Source organism: Microbacterium sp. NPDC058345 (genome assembly GCF_042723855.1).
GTDB lineage: Bacteria > Actinomycetota > Actinomycetes > Actinomycetales > Microbacteriaceae > Microbacterium.
Genome location: NZ_JBHXIG010000001.1, coordinates 1,465,514 through 1,483,288, shown reverse-complemented (window position 1 = coordinate 1,483,288; position 17,775 = coordinate 1,465,514). Strand labels below are relative to the sequence as shown.

Sequence of the window (17,775 nt, the reverse complement as noted above, 5' to 3'; positions counted from 1 at the left end):
TCGCTCAGGACCCGCTGCGGAGCAACCTCGACGCAGCGTCCCGATCTAGTGAATCAGAGTACCCACGGTCGACGACCATAGCAGAGCCGCGCGCCATCCCGCACCCCTCACATGACGAAGCCCCGATTCGGACTGTCCGAATCGGGGCTCCGGATGCTGCGCATGCCGAGCTCAGGCGCCGCGCAGACGCTCCGTGAGGTACGTCTCGAGGCCGTCGAGCGACACGCGCTCCTGTGCCATCGTGTCGCGGTCGCGCACGGTCACGGCGTTGTCGTCGAGCGAGTCGAAGTCGACGGTGACGCAGAACGGCGTGCCGATCTCGTCCTGACGGCGGTAGCGACGGCCGATCGCGCCGGCGTCGTCGAAGTCGACCGTCCAGCGACCACGGAGGGTGTCGGCCACCTCGCGGGCAAGCGGCGACAGCCGCTCGTTGCGCGACAGCGGCAGCACCGCGATCTTCACCGGAGCGAGGCGCGGGTCGAGCTTGAGCACCGTGCGGGTGTCGGTGCCGCCCTTGGCGTTCGGCACCTCCTCCTCTTCGTACGCGTCGACGAGGAACGCCATCATCGAGCGGGTGAGCCCGAACGACGGCTCGATGACGTACGGGGTGTACCGCTCGCCCGACGCCTGGTCGAAGTACGTCAGGCTCTGACCCGACGCCTCGGTGTGGCTGGAGAGGTCGTAGTCCGTGCGGTTGGCGACGCCCATCAGCTCGCCCCACTCCTTGCCGGGGAAGCCGAAGCGGTACTCGAAGTCGATGGTGCCGGCCGAGTAGTGCGCGCGCTCGTCTTCCGGAACGTCGAACTGACGCATGTTCTCGGGGTTCACGCCGAGGTCGATGAACCAGTTCCAGCAGGCCTCGACCCAGTGCTCGAACCACTGCTGCGCCTCGGCGGGCGGCACGAAGAACTCGATCTCCATCTGCTCGAATTCACGCGTGCGGAAGATGAAGTTGCCCGGCGTGATCTCGTTGCGGAACGCCTTGCCGACCTGGCCGATGCCGAACGGCGGCTTCTTGCGCGACGCGGTGAGCACGTTCGAGAAGTTCACGAAGATGCCCTGCGCGGTCTCGGGGCGCATGTAGTGCAGGCCCGACTCGTCGTCGACGACGCCGAGGTAGGTCTTCACCAGGCCGGAGAAGGCCTTGGGCTCGGTGTACTGGCCCTTGTTGCCGCAGTTCGGGCAGGGCACGTCGGCCAGGCCGTTCTCGGCCTTGCGGCCCTTGCGCGCTTCGAAGTCCTCGACGAGGTTGTCGGCGCGGAAGCGCTTGTGGCAGCTCAGGCACTCCACCAGCGGGTCGGTGAACGTGGCGACGTGACCGGACGCCTCCCACACGCGCTTGGGCAGGATAATCGACGAGTCCAGGCCCACCATGTCGCCGCGGCCCCGCACGAAGGTCTGCCACCACTGCCGGCGGATGTTCTCCTTCAGCTCGGTGCCGAGGGGGCCGTAGTCCCACGCAGAACGGGATCCGCCGTAGATCTCACCCGCTTGGAACACGAACCCGCGGTGGCGGGCGAGGGCGATGACCTTGTCAAGACGGGACTGTTCGGCCACGGTGGCTCCAATGGTCGGATGCTACGGGGGATGCTCGTGACGACGGGCGTCCCAATCCTATCGTCGCCCCCGGCGCAGCATCCGCCCGCTCCGCCTCACTCGGTGAACAGGTAGCCGCGCTCGACGTCGAAGCCGCCGATGCGCAGGCCGCGTCCGAGCAGCTCCTCCATCTCAGCCCGCAGCCGCATGCGCCATTCGTGCGCGGCATCCGGGTCCGAGGCGCGCATGGCCTCGACGTCGGAGGGGATCTCGAGGGTCTCGACCACGGTGTCGGATGCCGGCGGCCGGGCGATGTCGGCCAGCGACCACTCGACGTCGAGCCGGTCGCTCTCATCGCCCGCGTCGCCGCCGCCGAAGATGCCGTACTGGTTCACGACGTACGCGGTGACCCGGGCGCCGAGGACGGTGAGGAAGAAGTGCGCGTTGCGCGCGACCAGCGGATCGAACGTCCAGGTGATGCGACCGACCTCGCGCGAGAACGCCCACTGGCGCTGGTGCTCCTTGAGTTCGCGGCCCCAGCCGCGGCCGCGGTACTCCGGCAGCAGCGCCGTGATGTGCGAGTGCATGCTGCGCCGGCCCGGCTCGCCGAAGAACGCGATCGATGCGCCGACCATGCGCTCCTCTCCGTCGCCGTCGAACAGCCCGACGACGTAGTTCCCCGACTGCTGCAGGGCGCGCAGCGTGCCGGCGTCGATGACGCGCTCCGGGCCACGGATGGAGTCGAGGAGCCCCTGGGCGTCGATGATGAGTTCAACGGTGTCGAGTTCGCGGATGGTTCGCACGGTCCCAGTCTGCCCCTCCTCGGGCTCACACGAAAACGCCGGGCGTCACTCAGGCGTACGGGAACGCCTCTCCCCCGGCAGCGGCGAGCGCCTCGGCGACGATGCGGAGGTATCGCTGCATCATCTCATCGGGCATTGCGGGCATGCACTGCTCCCAGTACGGCAGGATCGCGCCGCGGCCCTGCATCATGCCCGCCGGGCGCGCGTACGCCCACAGATGCAGATGCGCTGAGCCGTCGTTCCAGCGCGAGAAATGACACCGCGCCACGGCCGGGATGGCTTTCGCCGCCTCGGACACCCGCTGCAGCACCGGGCCGAGGCCTGCCAGCACCTCTATCGGAGCGTCTTCGAGCTTCACATGGCGCCGGGGCGAGATCGCACCGATGAAGGGAAGTCCGCTCGCTCCCTGCATCCCGCCGCTGACCCGCCACTCGTCGTCCTGCCAGATCGTGAACGGCGACGGACGGCAGTGGTGGCATTCCGAGGGTTCGAGCTCACCGCTGCGGGGCTTCTCGGGCACGAGCATCTGCTCCAGTGGCAGCAGCTCGAAGGCGGCGATGCTCGGGGCCGGCCCGCTGCCGGGCACCCTGCTCGCGTCGAGGGTCTGCCCGATCGGCGCCCAGTGGTGCCAGTCGGTGTCGGCGGGATGCTGTTCCAGATGCTGGGGCGCGTCGCTCATGCCCTCATCGAATCATGTTCCCGGCCCGATGCCCGTCGACGGCGCGATAACCTGCTTCGATGGGTGCGGACGAGGACAGGTCGAGACGACGGCTGTCCCGCACACCTCCCCGAGGGGCGATCGTCGCCGTGCTCGCCTTCGTCGGTCTCTGTTCCGCGTTCATGTTCACGCTGGTCGTGCCGCTGCAGGCCGAACTGCCCATGCTGCTCGACGCGTCGCGCGAGGACACCACCTGGGTCGTGACCATCACGCTGCTCGTCGCCGCCGTGGCCACCCCGATCTCCGGCCGCCTCGGTGACATGTACGGCAAGCGACGCGTCGTCGTCGCGCTGCTGGTCATCCTCGTCATCGGCTCGGTCATCGCGGCGGTGTCGACGTCGATCGTCGGTGTGATCATCGGGCGCGCCTTGCAGGGTGCGGTCACGGGCGTGGTTCCGCTCGGCATCGCCATCATGCGCGACGTGCTGCCACCCGCGCGACTGGGCACCGCGGTCGCCTTGATGAGCGCGACGATGGGCGTCGGCGGCGCCGTGGGGATGCCGGTGGCTGCGCTGCTCGCCGAGCACGCCGACTGGCACACGCTGTTCTGGCTCGCCGCGCTGCTCGGCGTCGTCGGCCTCGCGCTGGTGCTGCTGGTGGTTCCCGACGACGTGCTGCGCTTTCCCGGTCGCCTCGACGTCGTCGGCGCGATCGGCCTCGCGATCGGACTCACCGGCCTGCTGCTCTACGTCTCGCGCGGCGCCGAATGGGGGTGGACGGCGCCGTTCTCGCTCGCATGTCTGGTCGGCGGCGTCGCGGTGCTGCTGCTGTGGGGCTGGTATCAGTTGAGGACGAGGGATCCGCTGCTCGACCTGCGCGTGGCCGCGCGACCGGCCGTGCTGTTCACCAACATCGCGGCGATCGGCATGGGCTTCGCACTGTTCTCATCGAACGTGACTTTTCCGCAGATGCTGGAGCTGCCGAGCGAAACGGGCTCGGGCCTCGGTCTCGACATCCTCACCGCGGCGCTCATCGTCGCGACCTCGGGCGTCATGATGATGGTCATCTCGCCGCTGTCGGGCTGGCTGGAGCGCACCGTCGGGCCGCGACTGCTGTTCACCGTCGGCACCGCCGCGATCGTGCTGGCGTACGTGTTCGTGCTGATCTGGTCGACCGACGTGTGGCACTTCCTCGTCGCGAACATCCTCATCGGGATCGGCATCGGCTTCGCCTTCGCCGCGATGCCGATGATCATCATGCGCGCCGTGCCGGCGAACGAGACCGGGGCCTCGAACGGGTTGAACGCCCTGTTCCGCTCGGTCGGCACTTCCACCGCGTCCGCGGTGATGGGCGGAGTGCTCGCCGCCATGAGCATCCAGATCGACGGCGTCGCGGTGCCGACCCGCGCCGCCTTCCAGGTCTGCTTCTGGCTGGCCATCGCCGCCGGCATCATCGCCTTGGCGCTGACCTTCTTCATCCCGAAGCATCCGGCGAGCGAACAGCATCCCGCACTCCCGGGCTGAGCCCCACCGGCGTACGGTGAGACCATGTCCTCCACTGACGCCGCCCCGGACCGGCACGCCCCCGACACGCGGTTCTTCGGACAGCCCCGTGCTCTGGCGCACCTCTTCGGTGTCGAGATGTGGGAGCGGTTCAGCTTCTACGGCATGCAGGGCATCCTGCTCATCTATCTGTACTTCTCCGTCACCGAAGGCGGGCTCGGCATTCGCGAGGCCGTCGCCGGCGGCATCGTCGGCGCCTACGGCGGATCGGTGTACCTCTCCACGATCCTGGGTGCCTGGCTGGCCGACCGGCTGTTCGGGTCGGAGCGAGTGCTGTTCGTCAGCGCGATCGTCATCGTCGCCGGTCACCTGTCGCTCGCCCTGATCCCGGGTGTCGCGGGAGTGGCCGTCGGACTGATCCTCATCGCCCTCGGCTCGGGCGGTCTGAAGGCCAACGCCACCTCCGTCGTCGGCACGCTGTACGCGGCCGAAGACACCCGACGGGATGCCGGGTTCTCGCTGTTCTACCTCGGCATCAACCTCGGCGCGTTCTTCGGGCCGATCCTCACCGGCTGGCTGCAGTCGACCGCCGGCTTCCACTGGGGCTTCGGCCTGGCCGCGGTCGGCATGACCCTGGGCCTGATCCAGTACTCCTTCGGGCGCAAGCACCTGCCCGCGGCGGCGCACGAGGTGCGCAACCCGCTGCCTCGCAGCCGCTATCCGCTGTTCGCGCTCATCGGCGTCGGGGCGGTCGCACTGATCGTGGTGCTGGTGCTCGTCGGCGTCGTGCGCGCCGACAATCTGGCCGTCCTCGTCATCCTCGGCTCCCTCGTGGCGGCCATCGCGTACTTCGCCGTGATCCTCTCCAGCCGGCACATCGAGCCCGCTGAGCGCTCGCGCGTGTGGGCGTTCGTTCCTCTGTTCATCACCAGCGTGGCGTTCTGGTCGCTGTACCAGCAGCAGTTCACCGTGCTCACGGTCTACTCCGACAAGCGTCTGGATCGCATGCTGTTCGGCTGGGAGATGCCCGTGCCGTGGGTGCAGTCGATCAACCCGATCTTCATCATCGTGCTCTCCGGCGTGTTCGCCGCCGTCTGGACTCGGATGGGTGCGCGTCAGCCGTCGACCCCGGTGAAGTTCGCGCTCGGCGCGATCGTCATGGGCGCGGCGTTCCTGATGTTCCTGCCGTTCGCCGGCGGCGGCGAAGGGTCCACACCGCTGCTGGCCATCGCCGGCATCCTGCTGCTGTTCACCGTGGCCGAGCTGCTGCTCTCGCCGATCGGGCTGTCGGCCGCCACCAAACTGGCGCCGGCGCGGTTCCAGACGCAGATGGTGGCGCTGTTCTTCCTTTCGGTGGCGCTGGGCACGGCGATCTCGGGCTGGCTGGTGCGGTTCTACGATCCGACGAACGAGGTGCCGTACTTCTCGATCCTCGGCGGCATCGCGATCGTCGTCGGTGTCGGTCTGTGGTTGTCGGCGAAGCCGGTGCTGGCCCTGATGAGGGGCGTGCGCTGACTCAGGCCCGCCGATAGGTGACGTGGGTCACGAGCGACGTGGCCCGCACGGATGCGCGCTCCAGGCGCTGCGGCGGCAGGCCGTCGAAGATCCGCTCCCCCGCGCCGAGGATGCAGGGGGTGACGTGCAGGCGCAGCTCGTCGAGCAGGCCCGCGGCCAGGAACTGGTTCACCGTCGTCGCGCCGCCCGCGATCGAGATGTTCCGCTCCCCCGCGGCGACCCGTGCGCGCTCCAGCGCGGCCGCGATGCCGTCGGTGACGAAGTGGAAGGTCGTGCCGCCCTCCATCTCGATCGGCGCCTTGGCGTAGTGGGTGAGCACGAACACCGGCCCGTGGTAGGGCGGGTTCGGCCCCCACCAGCCCCGCCAGTCGCGGTCCCATTCGCCCCGCACCGGGCCGAACATGTTGCGCCCCATGATCGTCGCGCCGGAGTCGGTGATCGCGTCGACCTCGGCTCGGTTCTCGTCGTACGCGTCGAACATCCAGTTGTGCAGCCAGGTGTCGTCGATGTCGCCGAACGGCCTCTCCTCGGTCTGATTCAGACCGGTGGCGTACCCGTCGGCGGAGACGGAGATGTCGCTGTAGACGATGCCCATGCGCGGCTCCTCACTGGTCGCATCGTCCACAGGTCTACAGGTCGCCGGGTGCCGCGTCAACGGGTCAGCGTGTGGGCGTCGGGATCGTCGTCGCGGGGTGGCCTGAGCCTGTCGGGGATGGGCCAGGGAAGCGTCAGCGGCTGCGCCGCCGGTCTGCTGACGTCGCCGAAGTCGTCGACCTTGACGACGATGCGGCCGGGAACCTCGCGATCATGCGGTGTGACCTCGAGGATGCGCACCCGCACGGGACGCTCGCCCTCACCCTCCAGCATCCACGGTTCGGCGAGCCACGCGAGCCCGCGGTCCTCCAACGCGGCCTCGGCCTGCAGCCAGTCCGTCGCATCCGAAGCTCGCCGGCCGAGCACGTCGACGGCCACCCAGTGCTCCCCGTCGGCATGGATCCACCCCAGAAGCTCCCCGTCGTCACGTCGGTGCGGGGTCCAGTCCTCGGTCGGCATGCCTCGACGGTACCCGAGACGAGAGCCGATGGATCGGCGGCGCCCGCGCGGTCACACCCGAGCATCGACGCGATCCGATTCGGGTGCGGCAGGGGCGGCGGCCGTCGCCGTGCGGGCGAGCATCCGCCGGAGCACGAGGTCGACGATCCAGCCGACGAGTGCAGCGACCACCACGGCGAGCACGATCGCGAGGAGCGGCTGATCGTGCAGCCACCGGCCCGCGACGACCCCGAACAGCGAGGAGTACGCGGCCCAGGCGACGCCGGCGGCGATGGAGAGCGGCACGAAGCGACGCGGCGGGTACCCGGTGGCGCCCGCGGTCATGTTGACGGCGATGCGCCCGACCGGGATGTAGCGAGCGGTGAAGATGAGCAGAGCGCCGCGATGCTCGAGTCCGCGCCGCGCCCATTCCAGCGCCGACGCGATGCTCCGAGCGCGCATCCAGCGGAACCGTGTGGTGCCGATCGTGCGCCCCAGCAGGTAGGCGATGTTGTCGCCGGCGATGGCCCCCATCGCGGCCACGCCGATGAGCAGCGGCAGCATCGGCGCCCCCGTGGCGCTCGCGATGGTCGCGGCGCCCACGACGACCGTCTCGCTCGGCACCGGCGGGAAGAACCCGTCGATGGCGCACACCGCGAAGACCACGGCGTACACCCAGGGCGAGGCGGCCAGGTCGGTCACGAGCGCGGTCAGAGACGTGAGAAGGTCCATGTCCGTGACGCTACGGATGCCGACATCCGGCCCGCACCGCACCGAAGACAGGGGATCACCTGACTTTCGTCAGGTATGCGCGCGGACCGCCGTTTCTAGGATGGGTGGATGCTGCAGCGCGCGGGCACGGCCGGAACGGGATCGCTGCCGACCGCGCTCGGCGCCGTGCTGCTGTTCGTCGCGACGGTGATCGCCCTTCCCGTCGCACGCTGGGGCGACTCGGCTCTCGTGCTGCTTCTCGTGCCCGCCGTGGTCGCGGGATACGTCGTGGGCCGCCGGATGCGCGGTCTGCCGCCCGCCGTAATCACGATCCTCACCGCGCTCGCGCTCATGCTGCCGGTCTCCTACCTGCTGCCCGGCGGCGCTCCGCTCGGCGATTGGATGACGGGCGCGGTCATCGCGCTGCTCACCGTCGTCGTCGCGTGGTGGGTGGGCCGCTACCAGCTGCTGCGAGCGTGGCAGCGCGAGTCGGATGCCGCGGTGCTCGCCGAGCGAGCTCAGGCCGACGAGCGTGCGCGCATCGCCGACGACCTCCATGACACGATCGGTCACGAGCTCGCACTGATCGCGGTGCAGGCCGGCGCGCTGGAGCTCGGGCGAGGTCTGAGCGCGACGCAGCATCAGCAGTTCGAGGAGCTGCGCGCGGCAGCCGTGCGCGCGAGCGAGCGTCTGCGCGAAGTCGTGCAGCTGGCCGGTCAGGACGGGCCGAGCCGGCTCGGCCCTGTGGGCGGGGAGAGCATCGACGCGCTCGTGGCGGGGGCGCGCGATGCCGGCATGTCGGTCAGCATGTCGGCCGACAGGAAGGTTCTGGCGGCCGTGCATCCGCTCATCGCCGAGCTGGCGGTCCGGGTGGTGCGTGAGGGCCTCACCAACGCCGCGAAGCATGCGCCGGGCGCAGCGGTCGAGATCGAGATCGTCCGGGGCGATGCGGACGGGATCGCGAGGACGGATGCGGGCGGGATGGCCCCGGCCGACGGGGACGGGATCGTGCTGACGGTGCGGTCGGGCCGACCGGGAGCGGGTGCCGGTGAGGCGCAGGGAAGCGGTCACGGCATCCCGAGCCTGCGCCGACGTGCTGAACTGCTCGGAGCCACGATCGCCGCCCGCGCGGACGACGGGGGCTTCACGCTGAGCCTGCACGCGCCGGCCACGCCCAGGACGGACGCCGGGCCGGCGGGCGTCACCGTCGAGCTCGAGCTGCGGTCGAACGCGCGAGCCGCCCGTCGTGGCCTGTTGCAGACGGCCGCCGTCCCCGGATCGATCGTCGTCCTCGCGATCGTCGGGTTCCTTGCGGTGCAGGCGATCACCGTGGCCCAGACCGCGGTGTCATCCGAGACGTACGATCGGATCGAGGTCGGGTCGACGCGGTCGGCGCTCTCGCCGATGCTGCCTGCCGGCATCCCGCGTCCGGCCCCGATCGTCGACGAGCCCGCCGTTCCTGCCGACGCCGAGTGCGAGTACTTCGCGGCGCGCGACGGCTGGCTGCACTTCACCGATGCGACGTATCGTCTCTGCTTCCGCGACGGCGTGCTCGTGCAGAAGCTGCTGCTGGAGGCGTCATGATCCGAGTGCTGATCGCCGACGACGAGGCGATGATCCGTGCGGGCGTGCGGGCGATCCTCGAGTCCGACGCGGGAATCGAGGTCGTGCATGAGGCCGCCGACGGGCGCGAGGCGATCATCGGGGCGCAGCGCCATCGGCCCGACGTCGCCGTGCTCGACATCCGCATGCCGGTGCTCGACGGACTCAGCGCCGCCGCAGAGATCGTCGCCACGATGCCTGCGACGCAGGTGGTGATGTTGACCACGTTCGGTGAGGACGACTACGTCGAGCGGGCGCTGGGCGGCGGGGCGCTGGGATTCCTGCTCAAGGCCGCCGATCCCCGCGAGCTCATCGCCGGCGTGCGTGCCGTGGCGGACGGCGGCGCGTATCTGTCACCCGAGATCGCGCGACGTGTGATCGCCCCGTACCGCGAAGGGGCCAACGCCCGCAACGCGCAGGCTCGGGATGCCGTCGCCAGCCTCACTGATCGCGAAAGGGAGGTCCTCTCCCTGCTGAGCGCGGGTGCGTCGAACGCGGAGATCGGCGGGCGGCTGCACCTCGTGGAGGGCACCGTGAAGGGCCACGTCAGCGCGATCCTGATCAAGCTCGGCGTCCGCAACCGCGTCGAGGCGGCGGTGCTCGCTCATCGCGGCGGCCTCGTGGCTCGCTGATCAGTACTCGCCCCGCCGGGACTGTCGGTCGCGCTCGGCGCCCGCGCCTCGGCGCGCGGATGGAAAACGTCGCTGCCAACCGTCCCGAGCCTGCGTTTTCCATCCGTAGGCGGGGACCGCGGATGGAGAACGTCGCTGACACACGTCCGAAGCCAGCGTTTTCCAACCGGCCGGAAGGTCGATGGCGGGACACCTGCGGAGCGGCGGCGACCCGCTGGCGTCAGTGCGCGTACTCCATCAGCTCGACTCCGAGCACGTGGAAGGCGTCGTGCGCGCGGAGACGATGGCTGATGGAGAGGTCGTCGAAGCACACCGTCATGGCGTACGCGACACCGGCGCGGGGACCGGCCAGCACACCCGCCTCCGCCCGCACGCCGCTGCCGCGTCCGGTCTTGTTGATGAACAGCAGACCGTGCTGGTCGTGGTCGTGCGCGAACGGGTCGAGACCGGTGGATGCCGCCACGAGGCTGAGGTCGTGCCCGAGGCTCAGCCACTCCGACACCTGCGCGCTGACGGCGGCGTCGACCACGGTCGAGTTCACGAGCGCGGCGAACAAGCCGGCGAACTCACGGGTCGTGCCGACGGCGACGTGCGGGGCGTCGTCGGGCCCGCGCCTGTCGCGGAACCGATCGAGCACGGCGCTGCGCGGCATCCCGAGCGACACCATCCGCGCGCGCACTTGCTCATGCCCGATCATGTCGAGCAGCGCATTGGCGGCATTGGGGTCTCCGGCCGCCGCCGCGAGCACGGCCAGGTCGACCACCGGCAGCGCGGGAGCGCGCAGGTTGCGCCAGAGGCCGGATCCGATGACGAGGTCGGTGGCCGAGCGGTCCACGATCCGCAGCGGGTCGAGCCGGCCGGCCTCGAGTCCGGCGGCAACCTCGACGAGCAACGGCACCACGCCGAGACCGCCGATGGGCAGCGGCACGTGGTCGTCGCCGGCCAGCACCGCACGACCGGTGTCGAGGTCGGCGACGTGCACGGACACCTGCGCTCCGGAAGACGCGAGCACCTCCAGGGCGCGCACAGTCGCCCCGAACGAACGGCGACCCGCGGCCGCCCGGCGCGGCGCACGCCGGCCGCTGCGCCGTGACCGGCGCAGCGCGGCGGGCGTCCCGTCGACGGACGCGTCGAACGGGTCTGGCACGGAGGCGGAGTGCGAGCTCACGCGTCTTCCTCACGAAGAGATGGGGGAGGCGACGGGTCCGGATGCGCGATACCGCCCCGCATCCGGCCGACTCGGTTATCGTAACCCCGTCGCCCTCCCCGCACACCCCGTGCGCGGGAGGTGATCACCAGATCGTGACGCGCTCCCCTTCCGGCAGGTGCAGCGCGTCGCCCTCGGTGACGTCGAACGCGTCGTAGAACGCGTCGATGTTGCGCACGATCTGGTTGCAGCGGAACTCGTTCGGCGAGTGCGGGTCGATCGTCAGCAGACGGATCGTCTCGGCATCACGGCTCTTCTGCTGCCACACCTGTGCCCAGCTCAGCAGCAGCCGCTGCACGCCGGTGTACCCGTCGATGACCGGCGCCTCCGCTCCACCGAGCGAGAGCTCGTAGGCCTTCAGCGCGATGCCCAGACCGCCGAGGTCGCCGATGTTCTCGCCGATGGTGAGCGCGCCGTTGACGCGGTTCTCCTCGGGAAGGCCGAGCGGCACCAGCGGGTCGTACTGGCCGATGAGCGCCTTGGTGCGCTCCTCGAACGCGGCACGGTCCTCATCGGTCCACCAGTCCTGCAGACGGCCGTCGCCGTCGTAACGGCTGCCCTGGTCGTCGAAGCCGTGCCCGATCTCGTGGCCGATGACGGCGCCGATGCCGCCGTAGTTCGCCGCGGCGTCCCGCTCGGGGTCGAAGAACGGGTACTGCAGGATCGCCGCGGGGAACACGATCTCGTTCATCAGCGGGTTGTAGTAGGCGTTCACCATCTGCGGCGGCATGAACCACTCGTCGCGGTCGATCGGCTGCCCGACCTTCGAGATCTGCCGGTCGTGCTCGAAGACCGTGGCGCGGCGCGCGTTGCCGACGAGGTCGGCGGCGTCGATCTCGATCGCGTCGTAGTCGCGCCACTTCTCGGGGTGGCCGATCTTGGGCCGGAAGGTGGCGAGCTTGTCGAGCGCCTTGCGGCGGGTCTCGGCGCCCATCCACTCCAGCTTCTCGATGCTCTGCCGGTACGCCTCGATGAGGTTCGCGACGAGTTCGTCCATGGCGGCCTTCGCGGCCGGCGGGAAATGCCGCTCCACGTAGATCTTGCCGACCGCGTCGCCGAGCGAACCCTCGACCAGCGAGACGCCGCGCTTCCACCGCTCGCGGATCGAGGGGGTGCCGGTCAGCTCGGTGCCGTAGAACGAGAAGTTCTCATCGATGATCTCGTCGGTGAGGTAGCCGGCCAGACCGTGCACGACCTTGGCGGTGAGCCACGCCTTCCAGTCGTCGAGGCGGTCCTCGACGAGCAGCGCGCCCAGGCCCTCGAAGAAGCTGGGCTGGAACACCACCAGCTCATCGAACGCCGCCGGGTTCGCGACGGCGACGGCGTCACGCCACGGCGAAAGGTCACGGCCGGTCAGCTGCTGGAACTCCTCCCAGCTCTTCAGGTTGTAGGTCTTCACCGCATCGCGCGACGCCACGTTGTCCCAGTGATGGCCGGCGATCTCGTGCTCGAGGGAGAACGATCGGTCGGCGACGCCAGCGGCATCCGCGACGCCCGCCAGCGCGAGCAGCCGCTCGAGGTGCGCACGGTAGGCCGCGCGGGTGCTCTCGAAGCTCTCCTGTCGGTAGTAGCTCTCGTCCGGCAGCGACAGACCGGCCTGCACCGCGAAGGGCACGTACCGCTCCGGGTTGCCCGGGTCGGGTTCGACGAAGACGCCGATCAGGGCTGCGACGCCCTCGCGGTCGAACGCGCCGACGGTCGCGAGGAACGACGGGATGCTGTCGACGGCGTCGACCTTCGCCAGCTGCTCGTCGAGGGGCGCGGTGCCGAGTTCGGCGACGCGCGCGGTGTCCATGAAGCTGGAGAACAGGTCACCGACCTTGCGGGCCAGGGTGCCGGGCTCGGCATCCTGCGACTCCTCGATGATCGCGCGGACGTCCTTCTCCGCCTGCTCGGCGAGCAGGTGGAAGGATCCCCAGCGCGCCTTGTCGGCGGGGATCTCGGCGTCCTCGAGCCACGCACCGTTGACGTGGCGATAGAGGTCGTCCTGGGGGCGGATGTCGGAGCTGAACTCCGAGACGGCGAGGCCGGAGGGCAGAACGTCTGTCATGTCACCAGCCTATGCGGCGGTCGGGACACCGCGCCCGCTCGGCATCCGCTCAGCAGGATCCGGCGGTCGCCACCCCGGCGAGTCGATCGCGCGTCCACGCCATGGCCTCCTCGATGGCCGGCGAATCCGTCTCGACGAGCGACAGGTGATCGCGCCCGCCGTATCCGCGATAGTCGACCGTCGCTCCCTCGCCGCACAGCCGCTGCGCGTAGGCGGACTGCATGTCGTAGGCGATCAGCTGATCGTCCACACCCTGCCCGAGCAGCACGGGGACGCCGTCCGACGCCGGCGGGATGTTCTGCGTCAGCCGCTCGCCCAGCGCTCCCGTGATCGGGTCGGCCGCGAGGATGCTCGGGTCGTCGGTGAGGGCCATCACGGTGAGCACCGAGACGAGCATGTCGGGCGCGGCGAGGCAGCGCGTGGCCATCTCACGTACCGTGACGTCGGCGCCGGGGCGGATGTAGCGGCTGAACGGCACGTCGTCGTAGATCTCGCTGTACGCCGAGATCACGAACGACGCGAAGACGCTGCCGCCGGTCACCTCGGGCAGCCGCTCGACGAGACCCGCCAGGTCGCTCGCCGGCGCGAGCGCCACCGTACCCGAGAGGGGCACGTCGGGTGCGTAGTGCTCGGCGATGGCCGCCGACCACAGCGTCGCGCCGCCGCCCTGCGAGTGGCCCCAGGCCACGGTCTGATCGGTGATGCCGGCGGCGTCGAGTGCGCGCGCGGCGCGCACCGCGTCGAGTTCGGCCCTGGCGCTGCCCTCGCCGATGAGGTACGGATGCGGGCCCTCCGTGCCCAGGCCGATGTAGTCGGTGGCGACCAGCGCCCAGCCCTGCTCCAGGATGCGGTCGAGCACGAACATCGCGCCGGATCCGAACGGGTCGGTGGCCAGCGACGGTGCGCAACTGCGATCGAATCCGGTCGTGCCGTGGTGCCAGGCGATCGCCGGGTGGTCCTGCCCGTCATCCGGCGCCACGACGATGCCGCTCGCCACGGCCGGGCTGTCGTCGCCGTGCGTGGTCGTGTACAGGATGCGCCAGGCGACCGCGCCGGCGGGAACACCCCGCGTGAACGGCTCGGCGCGGATCAGCTCTCCCGGCTCACCCGGCACCGAGCGCGGCGCGGCGTAGAAGTCGTCGACGACGGGCGTTCCCTCGCGCAGGGTGATGCTCGCCACGACAGCACCGGCGGCGAGCACGACCGCGCAGACGGCCGCGATCGTCCGCATCCAGCGGCGCGCGACGGTGTCACGACGGTGTCGCCGATCGCGCGGGCGGCGGGCGCGCAGCATCCGGAGCAGTGCCGCGGCGCCGACCACGGTCAGCGACGCACCGAAGACGACGGCCACGACGAGAAGGGTGATGTCGGGCCACACGATGGCGAGGATGCCGAAGGCGATGGCGGCGGCGCCGAGCAGCACCTCGGCCACCCGCCGGTCGAGCGGATGCGCGCGGCCCAGCACGATCGCGCTGACGCCGACGGCACCGCGCACGATGAGCGTCACGCCCACGACGATGGCGACGGCGCGCACGGTGAGGTTCGGCAGCACGAGCACGACGGCGCCGGTGAGCACGAGGGCCGCCGAGAGCAGCATGCGCAGCCGGTCGCCGCCTGCGGCGGGAACCAGCAGTTCGAGAAGCCCGCCCAGCACGAGTCCGGCTCCGATGAGCAGAGCGAGCACATCGAGGGCGGTGGTGGGGCGCGCGATGAGGACGATGCCGACGAGGACGGCGGCGGACGCGAGCACGGCGACCACGCGCTTGGGCAGGCGCCGGGCGAGACGCAGGACGGCGGGTTCGCGCTCGTGCGTCTCGGAGGCGGAGAGTGGAGGGGTGGATGCCGCGGCCGGGTCGGGGTCGGGTGACGCGGGGGCGGGGGCGCGTGTCGCGGGGTCGGGTGCGGCGCTGGGGTCGGGCGCGGGTGCGGCGCTGTCAGGCGCCGGGGCGGCGGCGTCTGGATCAGCTGCGCCGGCGGCAGGCTCAGCCGTGCCGGCGGTGAGCGCGATCTTCTGCGGTTCGGAGTGCGATGCGCCGGATTCGGACTCGGATGTCACGGCGCCAGCCTATCCAGCGTGCCCGCTCGGGTCAGCGTGCGCTCCTGGAACGGTCTCGATTCGCGCCTGCGTGACGCATCGGCGGCTGCTCTCCCGCGCCTGCGTGGCTCGTCGGCTCCGGCTCTGGCTCAGCGCCGGCGCCACCGGCGCAGGCGTCGTCGCGAGGCGGCATCCGTCTCGGCCTCGGCATCCGCGGCCGCCTTGGCCTCCGCCGCCGCCCGCGCGGCGTCACGACGTTCACGCCACGCGATGATCTCGGCCTCGACGTCCCGCGTGCGGGTGACCACGGGCGGCCCACCGTGCAGCTGTCGCCGGGCGTCGATGACACGGCGGTTGAAGTCCTCGAGCACGGCTCGCACGTCGTCCTCGCGACGCAGCGCGTCGAGCTGACCGTCCAGCTCGCGATCCTCCACGCGCAGCAGCAGTGCCGGCGGCCCGAGACCCGACAGGTTCTCGTTCTCGATCTTGCGGCGGATCCACCAATCCGGATCGTGGCGGCTGCCCAGCCCTTCGATCGGCTTGCCGGCACCGGGCAGATCGTCGAAGTCGCCGCGCCGGATCGCGATCTGTATCGCCGTCTCGACGAACTGTGCCTGGTTCTCGGCGTTCAGGACCAGCGGCGGATCGCCGTCGCCTTCGGAGGGTGCATCCGCACCTGCGTCACGCCGCGCCCGATACCGGGCGGCCTCGCCCATCGCGTCCGACATCGCATCACCTCCGGCTTCTCCAGGCTACGCCGGACGCAATGTCGGAGGCCCCTCCTACGATGAAATCAGCAGTTCACACCGGACAGAGTTGAGAGAACGCTCCCGCGAGCACAGTGGAAGACACCGGCTGTTTTCATCCATCGACGGAGAACGCGTGTTCTTCAGTCACCACGCGGAGAGTGGGTTCCGGACGTGTCCGAACATCTGTCGCCCCTGCACGAGGCCGTTGCCGCGCTCGACGCGGTGTGGGCGGATGCCGGTGCCGCGTCAGAGCTCTCGCGCTTCCAACTGGTCGGAGCGAACGACGCGATCGGGAAGTTGCGCCGCCGGCTGGACGCTCTGCACGCCGAGGTCGCGGCGGCGATCGCCCACGAATCGCGCACCGAGCTGGGAGCGGACTCTCTCGCCAAGCAGCAGGGGTACCGCAACCCTGCCCAGCTGATCGCGGCTTCGACCGGATCGTCGTCGGGGGACGCGGCTCGGCTGGTGCAGGTCGGCGAGGCGACCGCGGCCCGCGCCGATCTGCTCGGCGCCCCGCTTCCCCCGAAGTACCCGGCTGTGCAGGCGGCCCTCAACAATGGTTCGCTCGGTGCTCCCGGTGCGAACATCATCATCAGGCTGCTCGAGCGCGTTCGACCCCGGGTCGGCAGAGAGCGCGTCGCAGAGGCCGAACGACAGCTTACGGAACGCGCCGTCGGACTCTCGCTCGATGAGGTGCGCCGACTCGTCGCCCGCGCCGAAGCGCAGCTCGAGCCGGAACTGCTCGAACAGCGTGAAGAGGAGCGATTCGCGCAGCGCTCGCTGACGATGTTCCAGCGCGACGGCAACCTGCACGTCTCGCTCGTGACGACGGTCGAGTCCGGCGCGCCGATCATCGCCGCCCTCGACGGCTACGTGTCGAGTCAGTTCGCCGCCCGCAAGGATGCGCCGGACGCGGATGCGGCAGACGCCGACCGGCGCACGGTCGCGATGATGCGGGCCGATGCACTGAGCGTGATCTGCTCGCACGTCACCGGATGCGACAACGATCGGGTGCCGCTGAACGGTGCCACCGTCGTCGTGCGCGTGAACCTCGACGATCTGACCGCGGGAAGCGGGCACGGCACCATCGACGGAATCGAACAGCCCGTCAGCATCAGCGCTGTGCGGCGGATGGCCGCCTCCGGCGGCGTGATCCCGTGCGTTCTCGGCTCCGACGGCGAGATTCTCGACTGGGGGCGAGAGAGGCGATTCTTCTCCCCCGCTCAGAAACTCGCCCTCGCCGAACGCGACGGCGGATGCGCGATGTGCGGCCTTCCGCCGAGTATGACCAAGGCGCACCACCTGAGATGGTGGCTGCGCGACGGCGGCACGACCGATCTCAGCAACGGCGTGCTGCTCTGCGAGACCTGTCATCACCGCATTCACGACAACGGGTGGGAGATCCGCATCGAGCCTCCACCCGGCGGACCGCCCGGCAGCGGTGGGCGCGGTGATGGCGGTCGCGGCGAGGGTCGCGGTGGCGGCGAGGACGGACGTCCTCGTGGCGGGCGCAGTGGCGGGCGTGGTGGCGGGCGTGGTGGCGGCACCGGCGTGCACACCACAGCGAAGGTGTGGTTCATTCCTCCCGCGTACGTCGATCCGGATCGCACACCACGCCTCGGCGGCAGGGCCAGATATGAGATCGCGGCGTGAGGCACGACTCTGCCCGGACCCCGACCCGGGACCTTCCGAGCACCGAGCACCGAGCGCCGGCTCCGGCCCCGAGCACCGAACACCGAACAC

General features: G+C 70.4%; 15 protein-coding genes. 5 read left to right on the top strand and 10 right to left on the bottom strand.

What is annotated here, in order from left to right; genetic code table 11:
* Positions 1–171 precede the first annotated feature (171 nt).
* The 3 genes from ACFWH5_RS07000 to ACFWH5_RS06990 all read right to left on the bottom strand — a co-directional run bounded on the left by ACFWH5_RS07000 (position 172) and on the right by ACFWH5_RS06990 (position 3,018).
* Positions 172–1,557 (bottom strand): glycine--tRNA ligase, encoded by a 1,386-nt coding sequence (locus ACFWH5_RS07000; RefSeq protein WP_378833251.1) that lies wholly within the window; start codon positions 1,555–1,557, stop codon positions 172–174.
* Between the two features lie 95 nt (positions 1,558–1,652).
* Complete coding sequence (locus ACFWH5_RS06995; RefSeq protein WP_378833249.1) at positions 1,653–2,339, bottom strand: GNAT family N-acetyltransferase; 687 nt, start codon at positions 2,337–2,339, stop codon at positions 1,653–1,655.
* A gap of 49 nt (positions 2,340–2,388) precedes the next feature.
* Positions 2,389–3,018, bottom strand: a complete 630-nt coding sequence (locus ACFWH5_RS06990; RefSeq protein WP_378833247.1) for a hypothetical protein — start codon at positions 3,016–3,018, stop codon at positions 2,389–2,391.
* 59 nt (positions 3,019–3,077) lie between these two features.
* Between ACFWH5_RS06990 and ACFWH5_RS06985 the strand changes: the two genes are divergently transcribed.
* Both ACFWH5_RS06985 and ACFWH5_RS06980 read left to right on the top strand, forming a co-directional pair.
* Entirely contained in the window at positions 3,078–4,520 is a 1,443-nt protein-coding gene (locus ACFWH5_RS06985) for an MFS transporter (RefSeq protein ID WP_378833245.1), read from the top strand.
* Between the two features lie 24 nt (positions 4,521–4,544).
* Positions 4,545–6,014, top strand: a complete 1,470-nt coding sequence (locus ACFWH5_RS06980) for a peptide MFS transporter (RefSeq protein ID WP_378833242.1) — start codon at positions 4,545–4,547, stop codon at positions 6,012–6,014.
* 1 nt (position 6,015) lies between these two features.
* Here the strand turns inward: ACFWH5_RS06980 and ACFWH5_RS06975 are convergent, their stop codons facing one another.
* Genes ACFWH5_RS06975 through ACFWH5_RS06965 form a run of 3 tightly spaced genes read right to left on the bottom strand, consistent with a single transcriptional unit; the run spans position 6,016 to position 7,778 of the window.
* Positions 6,016–6,609 (bottom strand): dihydrofolate reductase family protein, encoded by a 594-nt coding sequence (locus tag ACFWH5_RS06975; RefSeq protein WP_378833240.1) that lies wholly within the window; start codon positions 6,607–6,609, stop codon positions 6,016–6,018.
* A 56-nt stretch (positions 6,610–6,665) separates the two neighbouring features.
* Positions 6,666–7,067 carry a hypothetical protein gene (locus tag ACFWH5_RS06970; RefSeq protein ID WP_378833239.1) on the bottom strand — a complete coding sequence of 134 codons (402 nt, stop codon included), beginning with the start codon at positions 7,065–7,067 and terminating at the stop codon, positions 6,666–6,668.
* A 51-nt stretch (positions 7,068–7,118) separates the two neighbouring features.
* Entirely contained in the window at positions 7,119–7,778 is a 660-nt protein-coding gene (locus ACFWH5_RS06965) for a DedA family protein (RefSeq protein WP_378833237.1), read from the bottom strand.
* Between the two features lie 108 nt (positions 7,779–7,886).
* On the opposite strand from ACFWH5_RS06965, the gene ACFWH5_RS06960 reads away from it, so the two are divergent.
* Both ACFWH5_RS06960 and ACFWH5_RS06955 read left to right on the top strand, forming a co-directional pair.
* The gene (locus tag ACFWH5_RS06960) at positions 7,887–9,341 is read left to right on the top strand and encodes a sensor histidine kinase (protein WP_378833234.1); all 1,455 of its coding nucleotides are present in this window, start codon (positions 7,887–7,889) and stop codon (positions 9,339–9,341) included.
* Complete coding sequence (locus ACFWH5_RS06955) at positions 9,338–9,991, top strand: response regulator (protein ID WP_378833232.1); 654 nt, start codon at positions 9,338–9,340, stop codon at positions 9,989–9,991. Before ACFWH5_RS06960 ends, ACFWH5_RS06955 begins: the two co-directional genes overlap by 4 nt.
* 220 nt (positions 9,992–10,211) lie before the next feature.
* On the opposite strand, the gene ACFWH5_RS06950 is transcribed toward ACFWH5_RS06955, so the two are convergent.
* The 4 genes from ACFWH5_RS06950 to ACFWH5_RS06935 form a co-directional block, all read right to left on the bottom strand.
* Complete coding sequence (locus tag ACFWH5_RS06950) at positions 10,212–11,159, bottom strand: serine hydrolase (RefSeq protein ID WP_378833230.1); 948 nt, start codon at positions 11,157–11,159, stop codon at positions 10,212–10,214.
* Positions 11,160–11,283: 124 nt separating this feature from the next.
* Entirely contained in the window at positions 11,284–13,248 is a 1,965-nt protein-coding gene (locus ACFWH5_RS06945; protein ID WP_378833229.1) for a M13 family metallopeptidase, read from the bottom strand.
* Positions 13,249–13,297: 49 nt separating this feature from the next.
* Positions 13,298–15,304: a lipase family protein gene (locus tag ACFWH5_RS06940; RefSeq protein ID WP_378833228.1), complete on the bottom strand. Its 2,007-nt coding sequence runs from the start codon at positions 15,302–15,304 to the stop codon at positions 13,298–13,300.
* Between the two features lie 128 nt (positions 15,305–15,432).
* Positions 15,433–16,011: a DUF1992 domain-containing protein gene (locus tag ACFWH5_RS06935; RefSeq protein ID WP_378833226.1), complete on the bottom strand. Its 579-nt coding sequence runs from the start codon at positions 16,009–16,011 to the stop codon at positions 15,433–15,435.
* 192 nt (positions 16,012–16,203) lie between these two features.
* On the opposite strand from ACFWH5_RS06935, the gene ACFWH5_RS06930 reads away from it, so the two are divergent.
* Complete coding sequence (locus tag ACFWH5_RS06930) at positions 16,204–17,685, top strand: DUF222 domain-containing protein (RefSeq protein ID WP_378833225.1); 1,482 nt, start codon at positions 16,204–16,206, stop codon at positions 17,683–17,685.
* Positions 17,686–17,775 lie beyond the last annotated feature (90 nt).